The organism is Bacillus salipaludis (assembly GCF_030938565.1).
Taxonomy (GTDB): Bacteria; Bacillota; Bacilli; order Bacillales; family Cytobacillaceae; genus Neobacillus; species Neobacillus salipaludis_A.
Genome location: NZ_JAVGVR010000001.1, coordinates 3261007 through 3281350 on the forward strand (window position 1 = coordinate 3261007; position 20344 = coordinate 3281350).

General features: G+C 33.6%; 24 protein-coding genes and 4 pseudogenes. 19 read left to right on the forward strand and 9 right to left on the reverse strand.

From position 1 onward, the window contains the following. The first annotated feature begins 74 nt into the window (after positions 1–74). From RCG21_RS16230 to RCG21_RS16245, 4 genes and pseudogenes are all read left to right on the forward strand, one after another. Positions 75–1178, forward strand: coding sequence for a threonine synthase (locus RCG21_RS16230; protein ID WP_133340359.1), 1104 nt, complete (start codon positions 75–77; stop codon positions 1176–1178). A 106-nt stretch (positions 1179–1284) separates the two neighbouring features. Continuing rightward, positions 1285–1653 (forward strand): GNAT family N-acetyltransferase, encoded by a 369-nt coding sequence (locus RCG21_RS16235; RefSeq protein ID WP_308913387.1) that lies wholly within the window; start codon positions 1285–1287, stop codon positions 1651–1653. Between the two features lie 304 nt (positions 1654–1957). Further along, entirely contained in the window at positions 1958–2158 is a 201-nt protein-coding gene (locus RCG21_RS16240) for a cold-shock protein (RefSeq protein ID WP_026574136.1), read from the forward strand. A gap of 312 nt (positions 2159–2470) precedes the next feature. Then, positions 2471–2668: pseudogene (locus RCG21_RS16245) on the forward strand (IS1595 family transposase); the annotation flags it as partial. A gap of 58 nt (positions 2669–2726) precedes the next feature. On the opposite strand, the gene RCG21_RS16250 reads toward RCG21_RS16245, so the two are convergent. After that, positions 2727–3224 carry a hypothetical protein gene (locus tag RCG21_RS16250; RefSeq protein ID WP_133340361.1) on the reverse strand — a complete coding sequence of 166 codons (498 nt, stop codon included), beginning with the start codon at positions 3222–3224 and terminating at the stop codon, positions 2727–2729. Between the two features lie 364 nt (positions 3225–3588). On the opposite strand from RCG21_RS16250, the gene RCG21_RS16255 reads away from it, so the two are divergent. Continuing rightward, positions 3589–4461, forward strand: a complete 873-nt coding sequence (locus tag RCG21_RS16255) for an AraC family transcriptional regulator (RefSeq protein WP_308913388.1) — start codon at positions 3589–3591, stop codon at positions 4459–4461. A gap of 287 nt (positions 4462–4748) precedes the next feature. On the opposite strand, the gene RCG21_RS16260 is transcribed toward RCG21_RS16255, so the two are convergent. After that, the gene (locus tag RCG21_RS16260) at positions 4749–4907 is read right to left on the reverse strand and encodes a hypothetical protein (RefSeq protein WP_165976429.1); all 159 of its coding nucleotides are present in this window, start codon (positions 4905–4907) and stop codon (positions 4749–4751) included. 782 nt (positions 4908–5689) lie between these two features. On the opposite strand from RCG21_RS16260, the gene RCG21_RS16265 reads away from it, so the two are divergent. Continuing rightward, entirely contained in the window at positions 5690–5890 is a 201-nt protein-coding gene (locus RCG21_RS16265) for a hypothetical protein (RefSeq protein WP_133340365.1), read from the forward strand. 18 nt (positions 5891–5908) lie between these two features. Here the strand turns inward: RCG21_RS16265 and RCG21_RS16270 are convergent, their stop codons facing one another. Continuing rightward, positions 5909–6412, reverse strand: coding sequence for a DinB family protein (locus tag RCG21_RS16270; RefSeq protein WP_308913389.1), 504 nt, complete (start codon positions 6410–6412; stop codon positions 5909–5911). 374 nt (positions 6413–6786) lie between these two features. Between RCG21_RS16270 and RCG21_RS16275 the strand changes: the two genes are divergently transcribed. Beyond that, entirely contained in the window at positions 6787–7143 is a 357-nt protein-coding gene (locus RCG21_RS16275) for a GIY-YIG nuclease family protein (RefSeq protein ID WP_133340369.1), read from the forward strand. A 456-nt stretch (positions 7144–7599) separates the two neighbouring features. Here RCG21_RS16275 and RCG21_RS16280 read toward each other — a convergent pair whose 3' ends face one another. Together RCG21_RS16280 and RCG21_RS33535 are read right to left on the reverse strand one after the other, a co-directional pair. After that, positions 7600–7905 carry a magnetosome magnetite crystal formation protein family gene (locus RCG21_RS16280; RefSeq protein ID WP_308913390.1) on the reverse strand — a complete coding sequence of 102 codons (306 nt, stop codon included), beginning with the start codon at positions 7903–7905 and terminating at the stop codon, positions 7600–7602. Positions 7906–8140: 235 nt separating this feature from the next. Next, on the reverse strand, positions 8141–8425 hold the full coding sequence (locus RCG21_RS33535; RefSeq protein WP_372512684.1) for a DUF3888 domain-containing protein: 285 nt from the start codon (positions 8423–8425) through the stop codon (positions 8141–8143). A gap of 322 nt (positions 8426–8747) precedes the next feature. Here RCG21_RS33535 and RCG21_RS16285 point away from each other — a divergent pair, with 322 nt between their 5' ends. The 6 genes and pseudogenes from RCG21_RS16285 to RCG21_RS16310 all read left to right on the forward strand — a co-directional run bounded on the left by RCG21_RS16285 (position 8748) and on the right by RCG21_RS16310 (position 13304). Next, complete coding sequence (locus tag RCG21_RS16285) at positions 8748–9227, forward strand: GNAT family N-acetyltransferase (protein WP_133340335.1); 480 nt, start codon at positions 8748–8750, stop codon at positions 9225–9227. 437 nt (positions 9228–9664) lie between these two features. Next, the gene (locus RCG21_RS16290) at positions 9665–10027 is read left to right on the forward strand and encodes a hypothetical protein (protein ID WP_133340337.1); all 363 of its coding nucleotides are present in this window, start codon (positions 9665–9667) and stop codon (positions 10025–10027) included. 158 nt (positions 10028–10185) lie between these two features. After that, positions 10186–10380, forward strand: a pseudogene (locus RCG21_RS16295) (carboxymuconolactone decarboxylase family protein); the annotation flags it as partial. Between the two features lie 332 nt (positions 10381–10712). Continuing rightward, complete coding sequence (locus RCG21_RS16300; RefSeq protein WP_133340339.1) at positions 10713–11630, forward strand: Gfo/Idh/MocA family protein; 918 nt, start codon at positions 10713–10715, stop codon at positions 11628–11630. 455 nt (positions 11631–12085) lie between these two features. Beyond that, the gene (locus RCG21_RS16305) at positions 12086–12589 is read left to right on the forward strand and encodes a P-loop nucleotide/nucleoside kinase family protein (RefSeq protein WP_133340341.1); all 504 of its coding nucleotides are present in this window, start codon (positions 12086–12088) and stop codon (positions 12587–12589) included. A 115-nt stretch (positions 12590–12704) separates the two neighbouring features. Continuing rightward, positions 12705–13304: a pyridoxamine 5'-phosphate oxidase family protein gene (locus tag RCG21_RS16310; protein WP_308913391.1), complete on the forward strand. Its 600-nt coding sequence runs from the start codon at positions 12705–12707 to the stop codon at positions 13302–13304. A 139-nt stretch (positions 13305–13443) separates the two neighbouring features. On the opposite strand, the pseudogene RCG21_RS16315 reads toward RCG21_RS16310, so the two are convergent. Together RCG21_RS16315 and RCG21_RS16320 are read right to left on the reverse strand one after the other, a co-directional pair. Next, positions 13444–13726: pseudogene (locus RCG21_RS16315) on the reverse strand (tyrosine-type recombinase/integrase); the annotation flags it as partial. 96 nt (positions 13727–13822) lie between these two features. Continuing rightward, on the reverse strand, positions 13823–14710 hold the full coding sequence (locus tag RCG21_RS16320) for a DMT family transporter (protein ID WP_308913392.1): 888 nt from the start codon (positions 14708–14710) through the stop codon (positions 13823–13825). A gap of 390 nt (positions 14711–15100) precedes the next feature. On the opposite strand from RCG21_RS16320, the gene RCG21_RS16325 reads away from it, so the two are divergent. Further along, the gene (locus RCG21_RS16325) at positions 15101–15979 is read left to right on the forward strand and encodes a LysR family transcriptional regulator (RefSeq protein ID WP_308913393.1); all 879 of its coding nucleotides are present in this window, start codon (positions 15101–15103) and stop codon (positions 15977–15979) included. A gap of 157 nt (positions 15980–16136) precedes the next feature. After that, on the forward strand, positions 16137–16388 hold the full coding sequence (locus RCG21_RS16330) for a hypothetical protein (protein ID WP_133340349.1): 252 nt from the start codon (positions 16137–16139) through the stop codon (positions 16386–16388). A gap of 165 nt (positions 16389–16553) precedes the next feature. Here RCG21_RS16330 and RCG21_RS16335 read toward each other — a convergent pair whose 3' ends face one another. Further along, the gene (locus tag RCG21_RS16335) at positions 16554–17522 is read right to left on the reverse strand and encodes an FTR1 family iron permease (RefSeq protein WP_308913394.1); all 969 of its coding nucleotides are present in this window, start codon (positions 17520–17522) and stop codon (positions 16554–16556) included. A gap of 258 nt (positions 17523–17780) precedes the next feature. Between RCG21_RS16335 and RCG21_RS33540 the strand changes: the two are divergent. Continuing rightward, a pseudogene (locus tag RCG21_RS33540) lies at positions 17781–17920 on the forward strand (YnfA family protein); the annotation flags it as partial. Positions 17921–18068: 148 nt separating this feature from the next. Here the strand turns inward: RCG21_RS33540 and RCG21_RS16340 are convergent. Continuing rightward, positions 18069–18356: a hypothetical protein gene (locus RCG21_RS16340; protein WP_133340353.1), complete on the reverse strand. Its 288-nt coding sequence runs from the start codon at positions 18354–18356 to the stop codon at positions 18069–18071. Between the two features lie 812 nt (positions 18357–19168). Here RCG21_RS16340 and RCG21_RS33545 point away from each other — a divergent pair. The 3 genes from RCG21_RS33545 to RCG21_RS16355 all read left to right on the forward strand — a co-directional run bounded on the left by RCG21_RS33545 (position 19169) and on the right by RCG21_RS16355 (position 20342). Beyond that, the gene (locus tag RCG21_RS33545; protein ID WP_372512686.1) at positions 19169–19474 is read left to right on the forward strand and encodes an aspartate/glutamate racemase family protein; all 306 of its coding nucleotides are present in this window, start codon (positions 19169–19171) and stop codon (positions 19472–19474) included. A 305-nt stretch (positions 19475–19779) separates the two neighbouring features. Continuing rightward, the gene (locus RCG21_RS16350; protein ID WP_308914267.1) at positions 19780–19977 is read left to right on the forward strand and encodes a type 2 periplasmic-binding domain-containing protein; all 198 of its coding nucleotides are present in this window, start codon (positions 19780–19782) and stop codon (positions 19975–19977) included. Beyond that, on the forward strand, positions 19941–20342 hold the full coding sequence (locus RCG21_RS16355) for a LysR family transcriptional regulator substrate-binding protein (protein WP_268884156.1): 402 nt from the start codon (positions 19941–19943) through the stop codon (positions 20340–20342). The genes RCG21_RS16350 and RCG21_RS16355 overlap by 37 nt, the downstream gene beginning before the upstream one ends. Positions 20343–20344: the final 2 nt, after the last annotated feature.

Genomic DNA, 20344 nt, shown 5'->3' on the forward strand with positions numbered 1-20344 from the left:
TTATATTTTTTTTGTTTATTTTGTATAAAAAAGTCTAATTTATATAAAAAATTATCTGAAAGGAATGAAAAATGATGGAACAATTTATTTGTAACCGTTGTGGCAAAAAGCATGATATTACACCAAATAGATGGAAATGTGAATGTGGTGGAGTATTAAACATAGTAAAAGATTCTCCCAAAATTGATGTTGCAGCATGGAATAACTATCCCAATACATTATGGCGTTATTTTGAAACCATGCCATTTGCAAAGGATTCTAAGACATGGGAATCGGTGACAATGGGTGAAGGTCAATCACCTTTAATCGTTCTAGATCCTATGGAGCCAAATACGTATGTAAAAATTGATTATATGATGCCTACATTATCTTTTAAAGATCGAGGAGCCGTTGTTTTAATGACGAAGGCAAAAGAATTAGGGGTATCAAAGGTGATTGCTGATAGTAGTGGTAATGCGGGAACGGCGATTGCAGCTTATGCAGCACGTTGTAATATTGCCTGTGATATTTATCTAAGCGATGAAACTTCACCGAAAAAGATTGCTCAAATAAAAGCACATGGAGCAACGATTAAAGAAATTCATGGTACACGAGAGGAAATTGCAGCTGCGGCACAAAAAGCAGTAGACGCAGAAAAAGTTTTTTACGCAAGTCATGTGTATAATCCTTATTTTTATGAAGGAACTAAGACTTACGCTTATGAAATTTACGAGCAATTAAAGGGAGCACCAGATGCATTAATCATTCCAGTTGGTAATGGTACACTTGTACTTGGTGCATACTATGGTTTTAAAGAGTTATTTGAAAGCAAATTAATAGAAAAAATACCGAAGATTGTTGCAATCCAAGCAGCAAACTGTGCACCTCTTATGAGAGCCTATGAAAATGGGCTGGAAATAGCAGAACCTGTAACCAATAAAGGTACTTTAGCAGAAGGTATTGCCATTGCAGCCCCGGCACGTTCAAGACAAATTTTAGAGGCTGTACGTGAAACAAATGGTTTATTTATTGACATTAAAGAAGATGAAATTCTGAGTGCACGAGCAATGCTTGCTGATAAAGGTTTCTATGTTGAAGTCACAACAGCTGCAAACTATGCAGGTTATTTAAAATATAAGAAGGCACCGGATGAAAAAATTATAATCCCCCTTTGTGGTGCAGGAATTAAATCAAAATAACTGTGGAATAAGGGATGTTCGTGCCCTTTTTATTACAGTAACCTGTTTATTGTTAGCGAAAAATATTTATGATTCTTTTAGATTATAGAAAACAAAGGAGAGGACTATGGAAACTACGATAAGAAAAGTAGATCAGGAACAAGTATGGGGTTTAAGACATGAAGTCATGTGGTCCGATAAACCCTTTGAATATATAAAATTAGAAGATGATGATTTAGGTATTCATTTTGGTCTTTTTAAAGAAAGCACACTGGTTTCTGTCATATCACTATTTATAGACAATGAAGAAGCCCAGTTTAGAAAATTTGCAACTCTTCAACAAGAGCAAGGAAAAGGATTCGGAAGTGAATTGTTAGAATCTGTATTGAAGGAAGCAAAGATTCACGGCGTGAAAAGAATTTGGGTAATGCCAGAAAGAATAAGGTGGATTTTTATAAAAAGTTTGGTTTACAAGAGACCAACTCTAGTTTTATAAAAGAGGGGAAATCCTACGTTATAATGGAGAAAAATTTGTAGTTAAAATGATTACGAAGTAACGGGGCAGATTACTGAAGCTACACGATAAGTAGCCTTTTTTTGCTAAATAGGGATTAGTCGGGAATAATTGGTACCGAATATTTCGTATTCTTGAAAACACTTTCAATTAATGTTATTGTAAAGAGGAATTATTTTTGTTCGGTGTAAACGATAGTATAAGTTTTAACTTTTCGTCTCGATGATCACTGAGAGCAAGGATAGTAATACATTGTGTGCTGAAAGTGCACTAGGAGGCAACAAAAATGGAAAACGGTAAAGTAAAATGGTTTAATAGCGAAAAAGGCTTCGGATTCATCGAACGTGAAGGTGGAGAAGACGTATTCGTTCATTTCTCAGCTATTCAAGGTGAAGGGTTCAAAACTTTAGAAGAAGGTCAAGCAGTTACTTTCGATGTTGAGCAAGGACAACGTGGCGCACAAGCTGCTAACGTACGTAAAGCTTAATTTAGAAACATTTAACAGGCTCTATTTTTAGAGTCTGTTTTTTTATTTTTTGTTAAGAACAAACAAAAAACCCCACTCACGGATGAGTAGGGAATTCCAAAACAGTAAATCAAATGGTAAGAAAAGTGTAGCACACAAATAGGGAATCTCCTAATTTTTTTTCTTCAGGTAGAGTGTAGACTGTAATATATGAACTAAGTTTAACAAATGGGGGCTATTTTTTAAGAAAAACGCTCTGTTAATCGATTATGATGATATTTGATTTTGTTCTTTAATTGGTATATAAATTTGGACAAAAGCGAGTGGTTTCGAATGGCATTAACGGACATTATTAAGGAGGTTCAAAAACTCATCACCACAGATCAACTTCGTTTAAAAGAGTTTTTTATAACCTCTCTTTCCGCATCTGCTGCAAGCGAACCGATTTTTAAAAAGATATCCGAGCAGAAACACAAAGATGGATGCACTTGTACTCATTGCCATTCGAAAAATGTGGTCCGATTCGGAAAATAGATGTGGAAATCTCCATGTTTTCGGTTACTTCGCTTTCCTTCTCCAATAAGGGGCATTAAGTCGGTTCTTGGTCATTTCTAAGTTTCGCTTTGGGCTGTTTGAACACTTCGTCCTGCCACAGTTGATACAGATAGATGATAAACGCAAAACCGACCATCATTGCAACAATAGCTATTGTAGACAAAGTCGATTTACTCGAAACAAGCCCCATCCGTTGCCATACCGGGTAAACGATGTACATAAATAACCCGTCCAAAAGTATATTGACAGTCAAATACACCCAAAATTTCCCAAAAGTAAAGCGGAATACCCAGATAACTATTACTAAATATGCTCCATACACCCAAGGAACCGGGACGATTTTATCCCACCCGAACAGACTGGAACCTGTCTCATTCCACCATCCGTAATGGTAAGCCGCTTGATATGCCAAGGTATGAATAACGGTCATAAATAGAGCGACTGGCATGTATCTGCGTACAGTATCCATTTTGAAAAAGAACAATGACGCCCAAGGCAATATCAAGAGTGACCAGAGAATAATCTGTTTCATTCCATTAATACCCCACATTAGTTTTACGTGTAGTGTTACTCTCGGTTCATATATTTATTCGATTTATCAGATAAAAGTAACTGAAACACCAACTTGGATGGATTTCAATACCTTTGTGAAAAATTCAAAAAACTAATGATAAGTTAAGTAACTGGTGCGACTCTTCAAGATGAAGGATGCCTTTTATTGTACCCAAAGAAAGATTATGAAATATTACACTTAAACTATCGGGTGCTTGTGTTAAAGAAGGGATTGCTGTATAAGCAATATGTAAAAGATAGGATTAAACCGACAAAATGGTGCACATAATGTCGGACGGATACATTCAACTCCTGTTATTCTATTGATGAAAGGGGGTCATTTAATGGATTTGCTTAAGAGCATGAATGATGCAATGAGGTATATTGAGGATAACCTCACTAACGAAATAGACTTTAAAGTGGTGGCAAGAATCGCTCATTGTTCCGAATATCATTTTAAAAGAATGTTTTCTTTTCTTGCAGGTATAACATTATCAGAGTACCTTCGCCGTAGGCGACTGAGCTTGGCGGCATTTGAGCTTTCCAATAGTAATTTAAAGATAATTGATATTGGGGTTAAATATGGATATAATTCTCCAGACTCTTTTACTAGAGCTTTTCAAAATTTACATGGTGTAACACCATCAGAAGCAAGAAACAACGGACAGCAATTAAAAGCCTTTCCACCAATGACCTTCCAATTATCAATTAGAGGAGGAAATGAAATGAATTATCGAATCGAACAAAAAAAGGCATTTAACATAGTTGGTATTATGAAAAGAGTTCCAATTATTTTTGAAGGGGAAAACCAGGAAATTACAGCAATGTGGAAATCTTTGACTATGGAAAAAATAGATCAATTAAAAAAACTCTCTAATGTTGAACCTAAAGGGATGATTCAAGCATCTACAAACTTTTCTGATGGACGTATGGAAGAAAAAGGAGAGCTTGATCAGTATATAGGAGTGGCAACAACACAAAAATGCCCTGAAAACTTTTCAAAACTTGAAGTTCCTGCTTTAACCTGGGCGATATTTGAATCAACGGGACCTTTTCCTAGTACCTTACAGGAAACTTGGGGAAGGATTTTTTCTGAGTGGTTTCCATCTTCCAATTATCAAGTAACAGAAGGACCCGAAATCTTGTCGATTAAAACCAAAGATTTAACTTCACCATCTGTGAAAAGCGAAATTTTGATTCCAGTTTTAAAAAAATAATATAAATTTTAGCTCAATGAGCTGTTTTGGACAGCTCTTTTTTTATTCTTAAGAAATGGAATAATTGTGAATATATATACTTAAACTATCGGGTGCTATTGTTGAATAAATATTTTTGAAGACGTTTCCGCTTGGAAATCGTTTTTTTAAAATTTAATGATGTCATTGTTCAAAAAGTAAGGCCCTCGAATTCAACAGAAATCCGAGGGCTTTTTACAACAACGTATTAACGATTACGTTACATTCGCTTACTCAATTTTTTAAATGAATAAATCGTGGTAAGAATCCTAAACAGCAGCGATAGCTAAGCAAGAATCGTTGAAATAGATAACCTCTGAAAGGATTTTGTTACCCTGAATTTTCTCGAAAGTTTCTCTTGCTTCTCTTTCTGTGTCAAACTCAAACATTCTAGTATGTTCTTTTGAATGGACAGTAATTACCCACATTAAAAAAATCCCCCAATTAAAAGATAAATTAATACTCCCGTGTTTTGTGAATGGATAAGTGACTTAAGAAGCAATTGAAGTGAATAGGAGTATGGTTAATTCTAACAAGGACGATTATAACATCCTCATATCCTTATACCGATTCTAATTGTTACAAATTATTGACATTTTTGTATTTCGAGGTTCATTTTTTACTTAGATTCCCCCTACTGGAGCAGACGATTGTTATTCCATGTTCGAGGGGTCAGTCCCCAGGTGGAGTAAAGCGTTACCTCACCTGGGGACTGACCCCAAATTACGACTCATCGGATAGGTTGAGCTTAGAAACAGATTTATTTACGTCGCAGTCAACAATAATCAGCGTCGAACACAAATATTGTGAAAATGATTGATTGTGAAAAAATACACGTATACTAACGGCTGCGAAACTTCAAGAAGAAGGTCGCTTTTTCTTTTTTACAAGAATGATTGTGAAATGTTGTACTTAAACTATCGGGGCAGTTTAGTTCAAAAGACATAAATGAAAATAGTATTCCATAAAGGTGTTATCAATGTGGCAAAAAATCCATATTTAAGTAAAATATTTTCTATACTTCAGGCTCACGTTTGTAGTCAGTTTTTCCACAAGTCCATTATTCTTACAATCGATTCCAAAATGAATAGAAAACAATACTAAAAGTTTTCATTTACAAAAACTTAACCATTCATTAACTTTATTTCTATTTCTTTTTAACCATATTTCAAACTACAATGGAATCGAATACAAATTGAGGTGAAAAATAATGGATGAAGAAAAAGCGTATTTAGGAATTGTCATTATCATGTCCTATTTAAGGGATTATATTTTCAGCTTCACTTTTATCAATGTATTGGTTCTTCTTTTTAACTCTCCTTATAATATGCTTGAAAATGTTATTATTTGTGCTGTGCTATCTGTTATCCCCACATACAGAGAATTTAAAGAAAAACGGAATGATTCATGACGTCCTGATGAAGCTTTTTTAAAAGCTCCGTTTCCCTGCCCAAGCTCCTTGCATCTTACTAAGGAATACAATTTGCCCAATATGATATGCGTCGTGCAATGCTAAACTCTTCAGTTCAAGCACTAATGAATTATCTTCTCCTGGGATCTGTCTATACAAATCTTCATGTTCTGATTTTGCTAGTATTTTTCCAAGTTCACGATGAACATAAAAGTATTCTTGTTTTGTTTCCTTCCAATTTTCTAACGTCTCAGTTGGTAATTGAAATGTAGATTCATTATTTTCTGCCTGTGGTTCATTCGTTGTTTCATCAAGAAATCGCAACAGAAATCTCAACAGAAATCGCTTTTCATAGAAAAGTAGATGACAAACTAATTCCCAAATGGAATGTGCCCCCACAACTGGTTTCCAAATTGCCTGTTCAAAAGTAATATCCTCTAGCACTTTTTCAAGTGGTGGAAACCAGTCTTCTTCATCCAAGCAGCTTGCCCATTGTTGTAACAAAAGTGTTTTTACATCCATTTTCTATTTCCTCCAATTAATCCCTTTGTTCAAAATTCATTTGTGGCGTATTGTAGATTGCTATTAAACTGCCCTTTAACGGAACGACAAACATTCCGTTATTTGGAAAATTATAATAGCATTTTATCATATGTTGTTTTAACTGAGAAAGAACAACTGTCTTAAGATTGGGCTGCTGCAGCAGCCTTTTTCTTATTGTGCTAACAGGGCAGTTTAGTGGAACAAGGCATACATATGGAATTACAGAATATCTTTAAATAGTTAAAGATAAAGGGGGAGAACCATATGGGGTGTTATGTGAACGATTGCGTATTCTATCAAGAGTCTAAAAATGATAGCATATTAAGCAATAGACCCTGAAAGGAGATAGAACGGTGGATAAGAGCAGGCGTAAGGAATTAAAAGAGGAATTTAAGGAATTTAAGACCTATATGGGCATATATCAAATTAAAAACAAGGTTAATGGAAAAATTTATGTTGATAGCTGCCCTAACTTAAAAAACAAGTGGCTAACACTGAAAATGCAACTTGAAATGGGGAGATTCGCAAATGCTCAGTTGCAAAAAGATTGGAGTCAATTAGGGGGAGATGCATTCGTATACGAAGTACTAGAGAAGAAGGAAGTTGAAGAAAGTACAGACAGACGCTGGCAGCTTAAGCAAATGGTAAAGCAGTGGTTGGAGAAATTACAGCCATACGGTGAGAGAGGGTACAATAAGCCTGCAAATTAAAGCACTATTTTTAGTGCTTTATAATATATCATTTTTTGTGAATAATTTTGCTAAAAATAATGGATGCTTGAGCTTAAAAAGGATCGTAGTTGCGACTCATTTTCTTGTTCGACTAACGGGGCAGGTTAGTTGAACAAGAATTTACGAATTTAATGAATTTGTTTGGTTAATAATTGGTGTCACTTTAGAAGGTAATTTGCACTTATTTTAATGCTAGTTTGCACTATAAATATATACAAAAAGCCCAAATTCTCAACATTAAAATTGAGAATTTGGACTTTTATCATTACTACGGAATAGCGCCCTTTTATGGAAGAGCGTTATTGAAGCAATGCACCCGCATATCTTTTCTTTTCAAGTATCCGTTACAGAGCTAACATTCGCATGAATTATCGTAAAGTTATTTAAATACCACTATTCATCATCATTAAAACGATTAGATTCGTTTAGATTTAATCAAAACCATGATCCAATAATAGGATATCGAAAAGGACGATTATTAATTGCTTTAACAATTCCAATAATCGGAGCTATTATAGCAATGAGTCCAAAAATAATGAGGAATGGAATCCCAATTAATATCCAAGAAAAAAAAGCAGACACTGAGATTAAAATACCAATCACAATATGAAATACCAAAGCCTGTAAGGATAAGCTTTTAATTTCTCGATCTGAAATAATAAAATATGTGATAATGGGAACTAGTATAGGTGCAAACCAAGTACTAGCATGAATCAATATTTTGAATCCCTTATTTTCCATTTAAATTTACTCCTCTTTGTATCGTAATATTTAACAAATCTTTATTCATTAATCATTATAAAGTCTTGGTTAGAATATTACATCAGGCTATGAACTAAATCGTTATACGACTTTGGTCGTAGTCCAAATTAAGACTGGTGCTTATATGGAAGATCCTGCTGCCATCGATGCAGCATTTTTATTATGCTAACGGGGCAGGTTAGTGAAGAATATTAAAGAAGAATAAGCACCTATTTTACAAAGGATGCCTGCACTTAGTTATTTCGTTTGGCTTTAGCCTTCTGCTTTTGAAATCAATGGTCCGCCAAAATGGGGAACGAAAATTGCTAAACTTAATGGTCACTAAATCATAAGGCGGATTATGAGCACCGTTAAATGTCGTTACCTGAAGGGTGACATCAAAGTAGTAGCTGCCTTGTTCCAACTTCTTGATTTGGAGAATTTGTTCGCAATAATACTGCTTCGGTTTACCGAAATGTATCTTAATTTCTTTGTCAATTGAGGGAAATAACAAATTCAAGTTAGTTCATCACGCAACTCTACATCATTTTTAGTTATCGCTTCTGCTTTCACGGGTGAATAACAGAAAAGAGTGAAGCAAGCAAACAATATTAAAAGACTTTTTATCATAAAATCCTCCATTTAATGTTTCTTTTATGATGAACAATTTAAGGAATTCTTATTTCACTAACGGGTGGAAGAGGTAAAGAATGGGGATCGTTGCGGCGGTCTTTTTTCTTATTCGACTAACGGGGCAGTTTAGTTGCATAAGGAATAATATAAAATTTACTTTAATGTTAATATTAGTCTAAATAGATTTTTATATAAACAGGAGAATTAAAATGGAAATTCGTTTAGTTGAAGGTTCAGACTACTATGTAATTTCACCTCTAATCAATGAGTGGTGGGGTGGCAGGAATATGTCTGATATGTTACCAAAATTATTCTTTGACCATTTTACACAAACAAGTTTCATTGCAGAAAAGGATGGTAAACTTGTGGGTTTTCTAATAGGATTCCTTTCTCAAACTCATTCAAATGAGGCATATATTCATTTCGTTGGAGTTCATCCTGAATACAGAAAGCATAATATTGGAAAACATTTATACAATAAATTTTTTGATGCGGTAAAGCAAAATAATCGAAGTATTGTTCGTTGTGTAACGTCACCTGTCAATAAAGTTTCGATTGCTTATCATACCAAGATGGGTTTTGAAATTGAAGATGGAGATAGAATTGTTGATGGTCTATCAATAAATACGGACTATGACGGACCAAATCAAGACAGGGTTTTATTTGTAAAAAATTTGATTAAATTCTAGTTTCTTATTGAACTCCCATGAAAATAAAAACTGAAAAAGGGCATGAAAAAATAGACCCGTAAAATGTGGTCGGTAAATAAATGAAAAAGAACTATACAGTAATGTTTCTTATGTTTTTTGCCGCTTCGATTGCGGGTGGGTTAGCATATAAAGAATATCTTTGATTTTTCAATGATAGTGGAGTGGGTTTAGGAACAGTCTTCCTCTTTTGTGCTGCATTTTTCGTTGGAGAGAACCAAAGGACTCAAAAGGCACAGTAACTATAATGGCTGTGTCATTTTCTTTGTTAAGATGCTTTTCTAAAGTTATGAACAGTGATAATCTGTATGCTCAAAATTATGATTAAAAATAATAAAATCCCCTTTATATATAATGGACTATAGAAAGGATATCATAAAATGAAAAGAATAATCTTTGGTTTAGTGGGAGTAGGAATCATGTCAGCAGGATTAATCTTCGGTAGTGGAATTATAGAAAAACAAGCGGAAGGTAGTGAAAAACCAAATATAGACGCATTGTTAGCTGAAAATGGATTTACAGCAGAACCACTGTCGAATGATGAAATGAAAGAAATGGATTTATATCTTGAAAAACATCCAAAAGAATTTTCAATTGATAGAACTGTAATTGGAAAAGTGAAAAATCATGAAAATTCAAAGGTTATAGAAGTTGCCATATCACAAACATCTGGTATTCTTGGTGAAATTCAGGCCGGAAATCCAGAAGAAGCTGAAAAAGTTAGAAAAGAAAAGGGTTTGTCTTTCATTCCTATTTATTTAAATCATGATAAAGATAGATAAAATAAATTTTTAATTTAAAGGGGATTTTTATTTAAAAATAGCTTAATTTTTTTCATAACAAAACGATAGTACCTAAAACATATCAAAAAAGGTAGTTTGGTAAGTTCTACACTGATTGGTGGGTAATAACGGCAACTCCTTTTCCATTGACGGTTGGAGAGTGTACATTTTACACAGATGCAGAATAAGTAGCTCTTGAGTTGACAGAGTACGTGACTTTAATCCCGACAAAACGTGTGCCAGATGAGCTTTATCAACGAGTACGTGAACATTATGATGAAAGACAATATGTTGACCTTGTTCTAATTATCAATCAAATTAACAGTTTGAATAGAATTTCTATTGAAATGGGAATACAGCAACAGAAAAGTAATATTCTCAACAATCATCTAAAGTCCGTCTCAGATTGTAGACAAAAAGCATCCAAATAACCAACCTGGATGCTTTTACATTGGTTGCTTTTATGGAGCAAAAAATACCACTATTCTTGCTCTCATTGATCATCAAGACGAAAAGCTCTTACTAATACTATCTTTACACCGAACAAAAATAATTCTTCTTTAAAATAGATTTTTTGTAATTAATTGCTATGAACCTAATTCTTTAACCATAGCACTGTCTATACCATATATAGGTTGTAAAATAGCTATGGTACCAAATCTAATTATGATAAAGGATGATTAATTTGATGAAACCCAGAATCGGAATGGTAGGACTGGGTGGTATCGCTCAGAAAGCATATTTGCCTATTCTTTCAAAAGAAACAGATTGGACATTTGCGGGTGCATTTTCACCCAGTAGAGAGAAGAGAAAGGCAATCTGCAATCAGTATCGTATACAAGATTTTGATAGCTTACCAGTATTGGCTCAAGAGTGTGATGCCGTGTTTGTACACAGCTCTACTGAATCACATTATGAAGTGGTTTCGGAACTGCTTAACAAAGGGATAGATGTATATGTCGATAAACCATTGGCAGCATCTATTTCAGAAGCAGAAAAATTAGTCGAATTAAGTGAAAACTTGGGAAGAAAGCTTATGGTTGGATTTAATCGTCGCTTTGCTCCAATGTATGTGAAAGCAAAGGAAAAAGCGAATAAAATAGCTTGGGTATGTGTTGAAAAGCACAGAACGGACAGTGTGGGTCCTTTTTCTTATGAGTTCACAATGTTAGATGATTATCTTCACTTAGTTGATACAGTACGTTGGTTGGGTGATGGAGATCTTAGTGCGCTGTATGGAACTGTTCATACAAACGATGAAAATCAACTTTTATATGCGCAACATACGTATGAATCCTCTCAAAATATATCTTTCACCACAGCTATGCATAGAAAAGCAGGAACGAATTTAGAACAAATAGAATTGATAACAGACGGAGCAATTATCCGTGTAAAAAACATGAATACAACAGAAATCGAAGAAGAAAATGCAATAACTACAATAGTTCCATCTTCATGGGAAACAACTTTAAAACTACGTGGCTTTGAAGCTGCTGTACAGCATTTCATTTATTGTATTCAAAATGATGAGCAACCCCTTGTTGATGGATTAGAAGGGTTAAAGTCTCAACTACTAGTTGATCAATTACTAAAGCAAAAATAATTAAATACATAAGTAAATGGTGTATAAAGCTAATAGTTGTCAAAAGCGAAAAAGAATAAAATTTAATTGTGAAATCTCAGGAGGAAACTAGAGTTGCCTAGTATTACAAGAGTTATTGAAGTACATCAAGAATTAGAAAATGTATCTAATGCACCTATTTTGATTATAAATGGAATATTATGGATATTTTCGAGGGGGTGGTATTTATTGTACATTTGTTAAAAGATAGAAAATCATTTTCTCATCTTGGATTAACATTAAGAGGATTTTTCTTTGTAATAAAACTATTAATAATAAGTTATTTAACCATTTCAATTAAGAATTGTAATTTTATTGGTATAATATGTAAATTAGATATAAATCTTAACGTGTAAATATTTATAAGAGGAGAATGTCTATGGGAACTAACGAAGTAAAAAGTTTAAACTAAAATAAGCGGGAGGGGGTTAAAAAATATGAAACAATTGGGGACGCTATACTTTTTCTGTGGAAAAATGGGAGCTGGAAAATCAACTAAATCAAAACAATTGGCGATAGATAAACAAGCGGTACTGTTGTCAGAGGATGAATGGCTTTCATCTCTGTATCCCAATCAGATTGCAGCATTTGAGGACTATCTAAAATTTTCAGCGCAGCTCAAGCCGTTGGTCAAAAAGCATGTCCAAAACATATTAAGTGTCGGTACAGATGTAGTGATGGACTTTCCTGCTAACACTAAAAAACTGCGAAAGTGGTTTTTGGATATGGCGTCAGAGGTCAATGCAAACCATCAACTAATTTTCCTTAATCTAAATAACGAGCAATGCTTACGTCAAATTGCACAAAGGCGTAACGAACAACCCGAAAGAGCAGCTTTTGATACGGAAGCGGTGTTTATTCATGTTACTAAATTTTTTGAAGCACCAGAGGCATCCGAGGGTTTAAATATTTTAGAGTTTAGCGGAAAAGAATCTTTGTGAAGTTGTTACACTTAAACAAACGAGTGCTTGAGTTGAACAGTGGGGTTGCTGCGGCAATCCCATTTCTAATTCTATGTGTTAAAATAATAGTCAAAAATTGAAAGGGATGTAGTCGATGTCAAGAGGAGAACATTTACTTCAAGAACAATATGGAACAACAAAGAGAGCTTCCTCTTTTTATGAAAATCAAATGCTTAACTACCTTAACAATAAGATGACTGAGTTTATATCAAAACAAGGTATGATGTTCATATCAACGGCTGATTCGAATGGAAATTGTGACTCCTCTTTTAGGGCTGGCTCAAAAGGCTTTGTACGTGTTATTGATGATAAAACAATAATATTTCCCGAATATAAAGGGAATGGTGTTATGGCAAGTTTAGGTAACATCATTGAAAATCCCCATATAGGACTAATGTTTATAGATTTTTTTGAGAATAGCATAGGATTACATGTTAATGGTAAGGCTGCTATTATCGAAAACAGCGAATTAAGCTCATTTAATATTCCTGAAGAGATAATAAATGATATTAAAGAGAAAGAAGGAAACAAGCCTGAACGTTGGGTTATGGTAAAAGTTGATGAAGCATATATTCACTGTTCAAAACATATACCAAAACTACAACAAATGAACAAAAAATTATATAGGGGAACTGAAGATGAAGAACAAAAGAGTGGAGATTTCTTTAAGACAAAACAAAGTATGAAACAGTAAAGATTGTGAAGAAAAGCACTTAAACAAAAGGGTGCAAGACTTGACAAAAAGCAATGCATTTTTCAGCATTGCTTTTTGTGGTCCCTTTTTAAAAATACTTCTTATAAAGCTCTTGCCTTAAACTCCCACTTAACTGTGTTTATATCCTCGTAGTCTCACTTTTCTCATTGACCTTATAAACTCTGAATGACTTCAAGAGGGGCACCATTATTTAACATGTGAGTAGCATAGCTATGCCTCAGCTGGTGTAGATGGATCGTTTTATATAAGTCTGCCCTTTTTGAAATTCACTTGATGATATATCTCAGTTGGGCAATACTCATTCGATGTGGATACCGTTCGGTAACAAAAATGGCGGCATCGTCATCTTGGTGTTGTTCAAAGTATCTTTTGAGCCAAATTACACAGCGGATATTACAGTATTTCCCGAATAGGAGATACCACGAAAACGGCTGAAAATGATCGAATACGGGATTTTTATTGTCTTAGAGGTTTATTTATCTACCTTGGCGAAATATCTATTCCAGATTATTTTTATAATTTAGTTTTAATAGACTTTTAAAATCTAGCTCAGCAATTAATACACTTAATAATATGAGTAATGCACCTAAGTAGCCTTTAAATGTGAGCGTTTCACCCGTGAAAAAGAAAGCAAAACCTGCTGAAAAAACAGGTTCTAATGAAAAAATAAGACCCGTATGTGTAGGGCTAGTATATTGCTGTGCAATAACCTGAACAATGAAAGCTATTGCTGTACATAATATGCTTAAGGCTAAGATTGAAAACCATGATTCAACAGTGTCAGGAAGTTTTGGGGTTTCCATAAACATTGAGAAAATGAGACTAAATAGGCCGACAAAACCTAGTTGTACTACCCCAAGAGTAATTGAATTAACATGCTTAGTCATTGTCCCTGTAACAATGACATGAACCGCATAAAATAAAGCAGATAAGATACATAATATATCACCATTAGCTATCTTTAATTCGTTATTTAACGTTAATAATCCTATTCCTACTATGGTTAAAACAATCCCTAATACTATTTTTTTTTCAGGTCTTTGCTTTAAAAATATAGATGATAATACTGGAATAAAAATAACTGTGAGACCCAATAAGAAACCGGCATTAGAAACACTTGTATACTTTGTTCCAAAAGTCGCAAAAATATAAACTATAAATAAAATAGAAGCTAATATAAACGCATATTTTACAGTTTTAAAATCAATTTTGATTAAGTGCTTGTAAAATATTATACCTGATAAAAGAAAAGCAATAATAAATCGTAATGCGATTAAATTATATTCTTCTATGTATTTGAGACCAACCTTTGTAAGTAAGATGGATGCACCCCAAAAAAATGTAACCATTAGTAGCATTAAATCAGCTTTTAATTGTATTTTCATCTCTATTCCCTCGTTGTTTATAATTTGTAATTTCATAACCCTTTTACTACTACAAAATCGTCTTTACTTCTACAATATTTAATTTTTATATTTTTGGGTTCCATCATTTACTTTAATTGGTGTTCAGCCGTGGTACGTGGTGCGCGTTGTTTCCAGACAATCTGCGTTGAAACATGCAATAAATCTGGAGGATTACACAAATAATCTAACTTTCACCTGGTCGTGTATGCCATGCGTGTAGCGGTAGTATTTCCTTTTCCTTATCCTTTTGTAAACCGCTTAGTCTCTTGATAATTTCCTGTGTTTTCATTATAATTCGCATTATTAAATTAGTAAAAATCATGTTTCTAATGAAAATCATGAGATTTACTCATGAAGGAGAGGACTGATTTGAATATTTCACAATACGAGGCTTTTTTGAAAACAATTGAACTAGGGAGTTTGACAAAAGCTGCACAGACACTAGGTTACACCCAGTCTGGGATCACCCATATGTTAAATGCATTGGAAAGTGAATTCAGACTGAAGCTTCTGAACCGTGATCGTTCAGGTGCTACTGTTACTTCAGATGGTAAGCAACTATTACCATATATTCAGGCAGTATTGAATCGTCAACATAATCTGAATAACAAATTAGACGAGATACATAGATTAGAATCAGGTCTAATCAGAATTGGAACATTTACTAGTGTGTCAGCACAATGGCTTCCGGGCATGATAAAGAATTTTAGATTGGACTTTCCAAAAATTCAATTTGAATTATTACATGGTACGTATCAAGAAAATGGAAAGTGGCTTATGGATGGGAGACTCGATTGCGCTTTTGTTCGAGTGCCCGCTAATAAGCAGTTAAAGACGATATTCCTAAGAAGAGACCCTATAGTAGTTGTTTTGCCTGAAAATCATCCTCGTGCATATGATGCATTTTTTCCAATCTCAGGTTTATCAGAATATCCATACATAAAACTTTATGAAGGTGCGGATGATGAGATATCAGAGATATTTACAATTCATCAAATAACGCCAAATGTTCACTTTGTCGAAAAAGATGATTATGCAGTTATTGCTATGGTTGAAAAAGGGTTAGGAATTAGTATTTTGCCTGAGTTAGTATTAAAGAATACTTCTCGCAAGGTAGTATATAAAGAATTAGAAATTCCATCATATAGAGATTTAGGGGTTGCCGTCAAAGACACAACAATGCTTTCAACTTCTGCGCAAATATTTTTAACATATGTGCAAACATGGATTTCTAAAGAATATTCTTAAAAATTCAATTCGGTATTGTTAATATAAGTAGTAGAAATTCCTTGCTTTTCGCATTGCTCCTCCTGCAGTTATTAGAGATGAAGAATCGACAAACATATTATTACAATGGTATAAGGAAAATGGCATAAATGATATTGGCTACGAGGACGAAACACTAATGTTTGATGAGGATGATAATTATATTGGAAAAGGACCAAACGGATTTTATGACCTATTGCAGGTAGTTTCTGATGTATCAAAAAGATTACATGATAATAAAGTTATTATTAATACTTTTAACAAAGAAATACCTATCATTATTCACGATTTGGAATATTCTTGGTACACAGTAGAAGCAACGCAAAATGGAAACCCTAATGGAATAGCCAACATATTCTTGGAAGCATTAAACCAAGAGTTTCCAGAGTAAATACTTAAACTATAGGGTGCTTATGTTAAAGAGGGGGATGGCTACGGCGGTCCCTTTTCTTATTCGACTAACGGGGCAGAATACTTAAAGAACAAATTCGTATGAAATAAAAAAAGAGCAACGCTTTTGAAAGTTGCTCTAATTTTTTAATCTAATGCTTTTATTTTAAGACGCAATTAATTTTTTCTTAATTGCTTTTCTTTTTGTTATATACCGTTGTGCAAAATAAGAACCTAATACATAAATAACTGCTAGTGCTTGAAATGATAAAGTTTCTACCGTTGGAAAAATACAGAACCAAACTTGAGCCCAATTAGGTATATAAAGATTACTAATTGTGGTTGTACTCATCCAACCTGCTAATTGCATCTCTTGAATAGTTTCACCCACCATTACTGCTAAGACTACTACTAAAAGAGCACCGGTAAACACTAACATTTTTTTATGAGGTAAACGACGTTGAGCTAAAAATGTGAGAACGCCAACGATCATCGTTAATGCTAAACCAATTAAAGCTCCTTGAAGAACAATTTCCGATCCTGCTTTTAATCTCAAATTCTGTAGGAATAGAACCACTTCAAATCCTTCTCTATAAACAGATGTTAGACCTAGAATGAAAAGGGACCAAAACGTAGATGCTTGAACTATTTCCCCTTTATTTGAAGTGATTTTTTGTTTCTTTTGATTATGGAGTTTTATCCATCCAGTCCAATAAATTTGGTGGAAAAACCAGTTCATAATAATAAGTAAAACAACCACTGCTAAAATACCAGTAAAAGCTTGAATATTTAATTCAGATGCGTTCACTGCTGAGATGATAGCTACAACAATGAACCAAGTGGCTATGGTAGCTAAGAATGAAACACCAGCACCTATTGAGATAGGTTTCCATACAGAGTCTTCCTTTTTACGTACTAGTCCAGAAATTATAGCAGCTAACACTAATATAGCTTCTAACCCTTCTCGAAAAACAAGGATAGCAGTATTAATAATGGCTGCACCTGGTGTTATGTTTTTTGCTGTAGGATCCGGATTACCATGATAATTTACTCCTTGCCATATAATAACACCAATCAACACTGCTAACGCAACAGTTATAAGAAAGGTCTTGAGATTAAAGATTTTTCTTAACACTTTGATCAACTCCCAAATACAAACGATAATGATAATCTCTATCATTTAGAATGATTTAATTTTAGCCAAACTTATATTTATGAGTCAACGAAATGATCAAAATCTAATTAGATTTTAATCTATTTACATACTGGGGTATTTTTTCGACCAATACTACTTTAAGATTGGGACTAGATGGATGCATCTCTTAATTCTTATATAAAAAATGAAAAGATAAAGGTGAAATTTTATTATTGGTGTATATGTCATTTGAACAATGGAGGAGTATTTATAGTACTTTCGGTGTTATGGTGATGGGGCATAGATAAAAAAACACCTGATTAATATGATTGGTTTGGATTGGAGCAGGCATATGTTTAGTGGGTGTTTCGGTTATGTTATTAGCTCCCAGTCAATAAAAAACAGGTTACATTTTTTCTTCAAGTAATGGGTGCTTATGTTGAAGAATAGGGGCTGCTTTGGCAGCCCTTTTCTTGTTCGATAAACATACAGATATAGTGTTTTACACTGAGTTGTTATTGTAAAGAATTTTGCTCCCATTGCAATTTAATTTATTTGGATTGCGGAAACGACCAAATGATTATGGTCCACCTCTATATGATACTGTTTTCCATTTGTCCCTTTTACTAAATAAATCAGATCTGCACCAATTAAAGATCCAGTTTTCGAATAAAGGGAATACGAAATCATTTTTGTACCTTTATCTTTCATGGCTTGCCTTAGACTTTCATCAAGAGTTGACCGGTTTATGTAGTTTGAAAAACCAATAAAAATAATGACGGCAACTACTACTGCAACAAGAAAGTACCAACCTTTTTTATTAGCTTTAGACATGGGTTCCCTCCTAAACTATTTTAATAATAACTTAGATAACTGTATTTATTATGATTATTCAGAATGTTGATTAATACATGAATAGAATTCAATTAAATTTTAATAAGAAAGGTTGAGAATTTTTAGGTAGTAAGCTTATTCAATAATGAAATTTGGGTGCATGACAAAATGGGGCTAATACAAAGGTATTTATAAATAGAAGAAACCTGTCAAAACAATCTTTTTTAAATAAAGCAAAGGCTTTTTCAAATCAAGGACTTATTTCATATTCAACAAACAGGCCAAATTGCGGAGGGCACAGTACGAGTAAGAATATTGTTCCTAGATTGTTTTGTGAAGTATTTCACTTAACTATCGGGGCAGGTTAGTTTAAGTGAAGACTTTCACAAAGTTATAGTAATAATTTTGAGGAAGGGAACAATTTGGATGACCTTCAGGAGGGCTGGCTACACAATCGAGGATAACCATTAGCGGGTTTTAAGGAGTGTTTCGAGGATTTTAAGGGAAATGTTTCTATGGGAAGTTGGTAAATAACTTGGTACAAACGAAGCTTTATCATTAGCAAGGTTATTTAATATATAGTTTCTATTAGTGTATAGATTATTTCTATAATTCATCACGTAGCATAAAAATTATAATGTAGTAAAGTATTCAAAAAATTATATGTTAAATTTTATTAATAAAGTGGTGAAGAAAATGCAAAAAGTAGTTGGGATTATTGGTGTAATGAGACCATTAGCAACTGTAGATTTAATGAATAAAATTATTTTTAATACACCAGCAAAGAAGGACCAGGTCATATTCATATTATCGTGAACAATTATTCACAAATACCTGACCGAACAACAGCTATTTTGGGAAAAGGTACAGATCCTGCCCCATATATAATACAATCAGCAGAAAGACTAGAAAATGCTGGTGCGGATTTTCTTGTAATTGCTTGCAATACTGCTCACTTTTACTTTAAATCAATAGAAAATTCCGTTAGTATCCCAATTTTACACATGCCGTTAGAAACAGCTCGCTTTTTACATAAAAAAAATGTTAGAAGAGTAGGTTTGTTAGCTACTGATGGAACAATAAATACAAAACTGTATCAAGATAGTTTTCAAGCCTAAGATATTAATGTCATTGAACCTCATACACAAATGCAGAAAGAAGTGATGGAAGGAATATATGCTATTAAAGGGAATGATTTAGAGAAAGGGAGTTTATACCTTTCAACAGTAGGTAATAAAAGCTTTTTCATCGAAAAGTAAACAAAATTTCTTTAACTGAAAAGGGAGAATATTTCTTTCCACATGCACAAAAAATTCTTCAATCTTATCAGGAAGCAAAGTACGGAATACAACAAGTAACTGTACCTTATGAGCTAGTCCTTGGGAGTGCTTTGTCAATTTCTAACAACGTTCTCCCTGATATTTTGCCGGCCTTTAAATCAAAGTTTAATGACGTTAGAATAAAAATTATAACGGGACATTCTAAAGACATTTTACACAAGGTCATTAACAAAGAGGTCGACTTTGGTATTATTCGAACAGTAACTCACCCTCAGGTTGAATCAATCGTCTTTACAATGATCCTATTAGTCTTTTTGTCCCTTCAAATCATTCTTTTTTAAAAGAAGAAACAGTAACAGTAGAAGATGTAAGTAAACAGCCTCTAATCTTTTTTGATTATGGATCTATCGATTGGCTTATAATTCATCGCCTCTTTCTAAGTAATGGTGTAAATCCGAATATATATGTAGAAGTTGATCATATGGAAACGGCTAAAAATTTAGTATTGCAAGGTCTAGGCATTAGCTTTTTACCTGAGCATTGTGTAAAAAAAGAACTAGAAAATGAAGAGTTATTTCGAGTAGTAATGACTCCTCCAGTAAAAACGAATATTAGTATTGACTTCATTTATTTAAAAGGTAAACCTAAATCTGTTTTTATGGATTTTTTAAAAAATAAAATGTTTGAAAAACAAAAAACCGAATGATG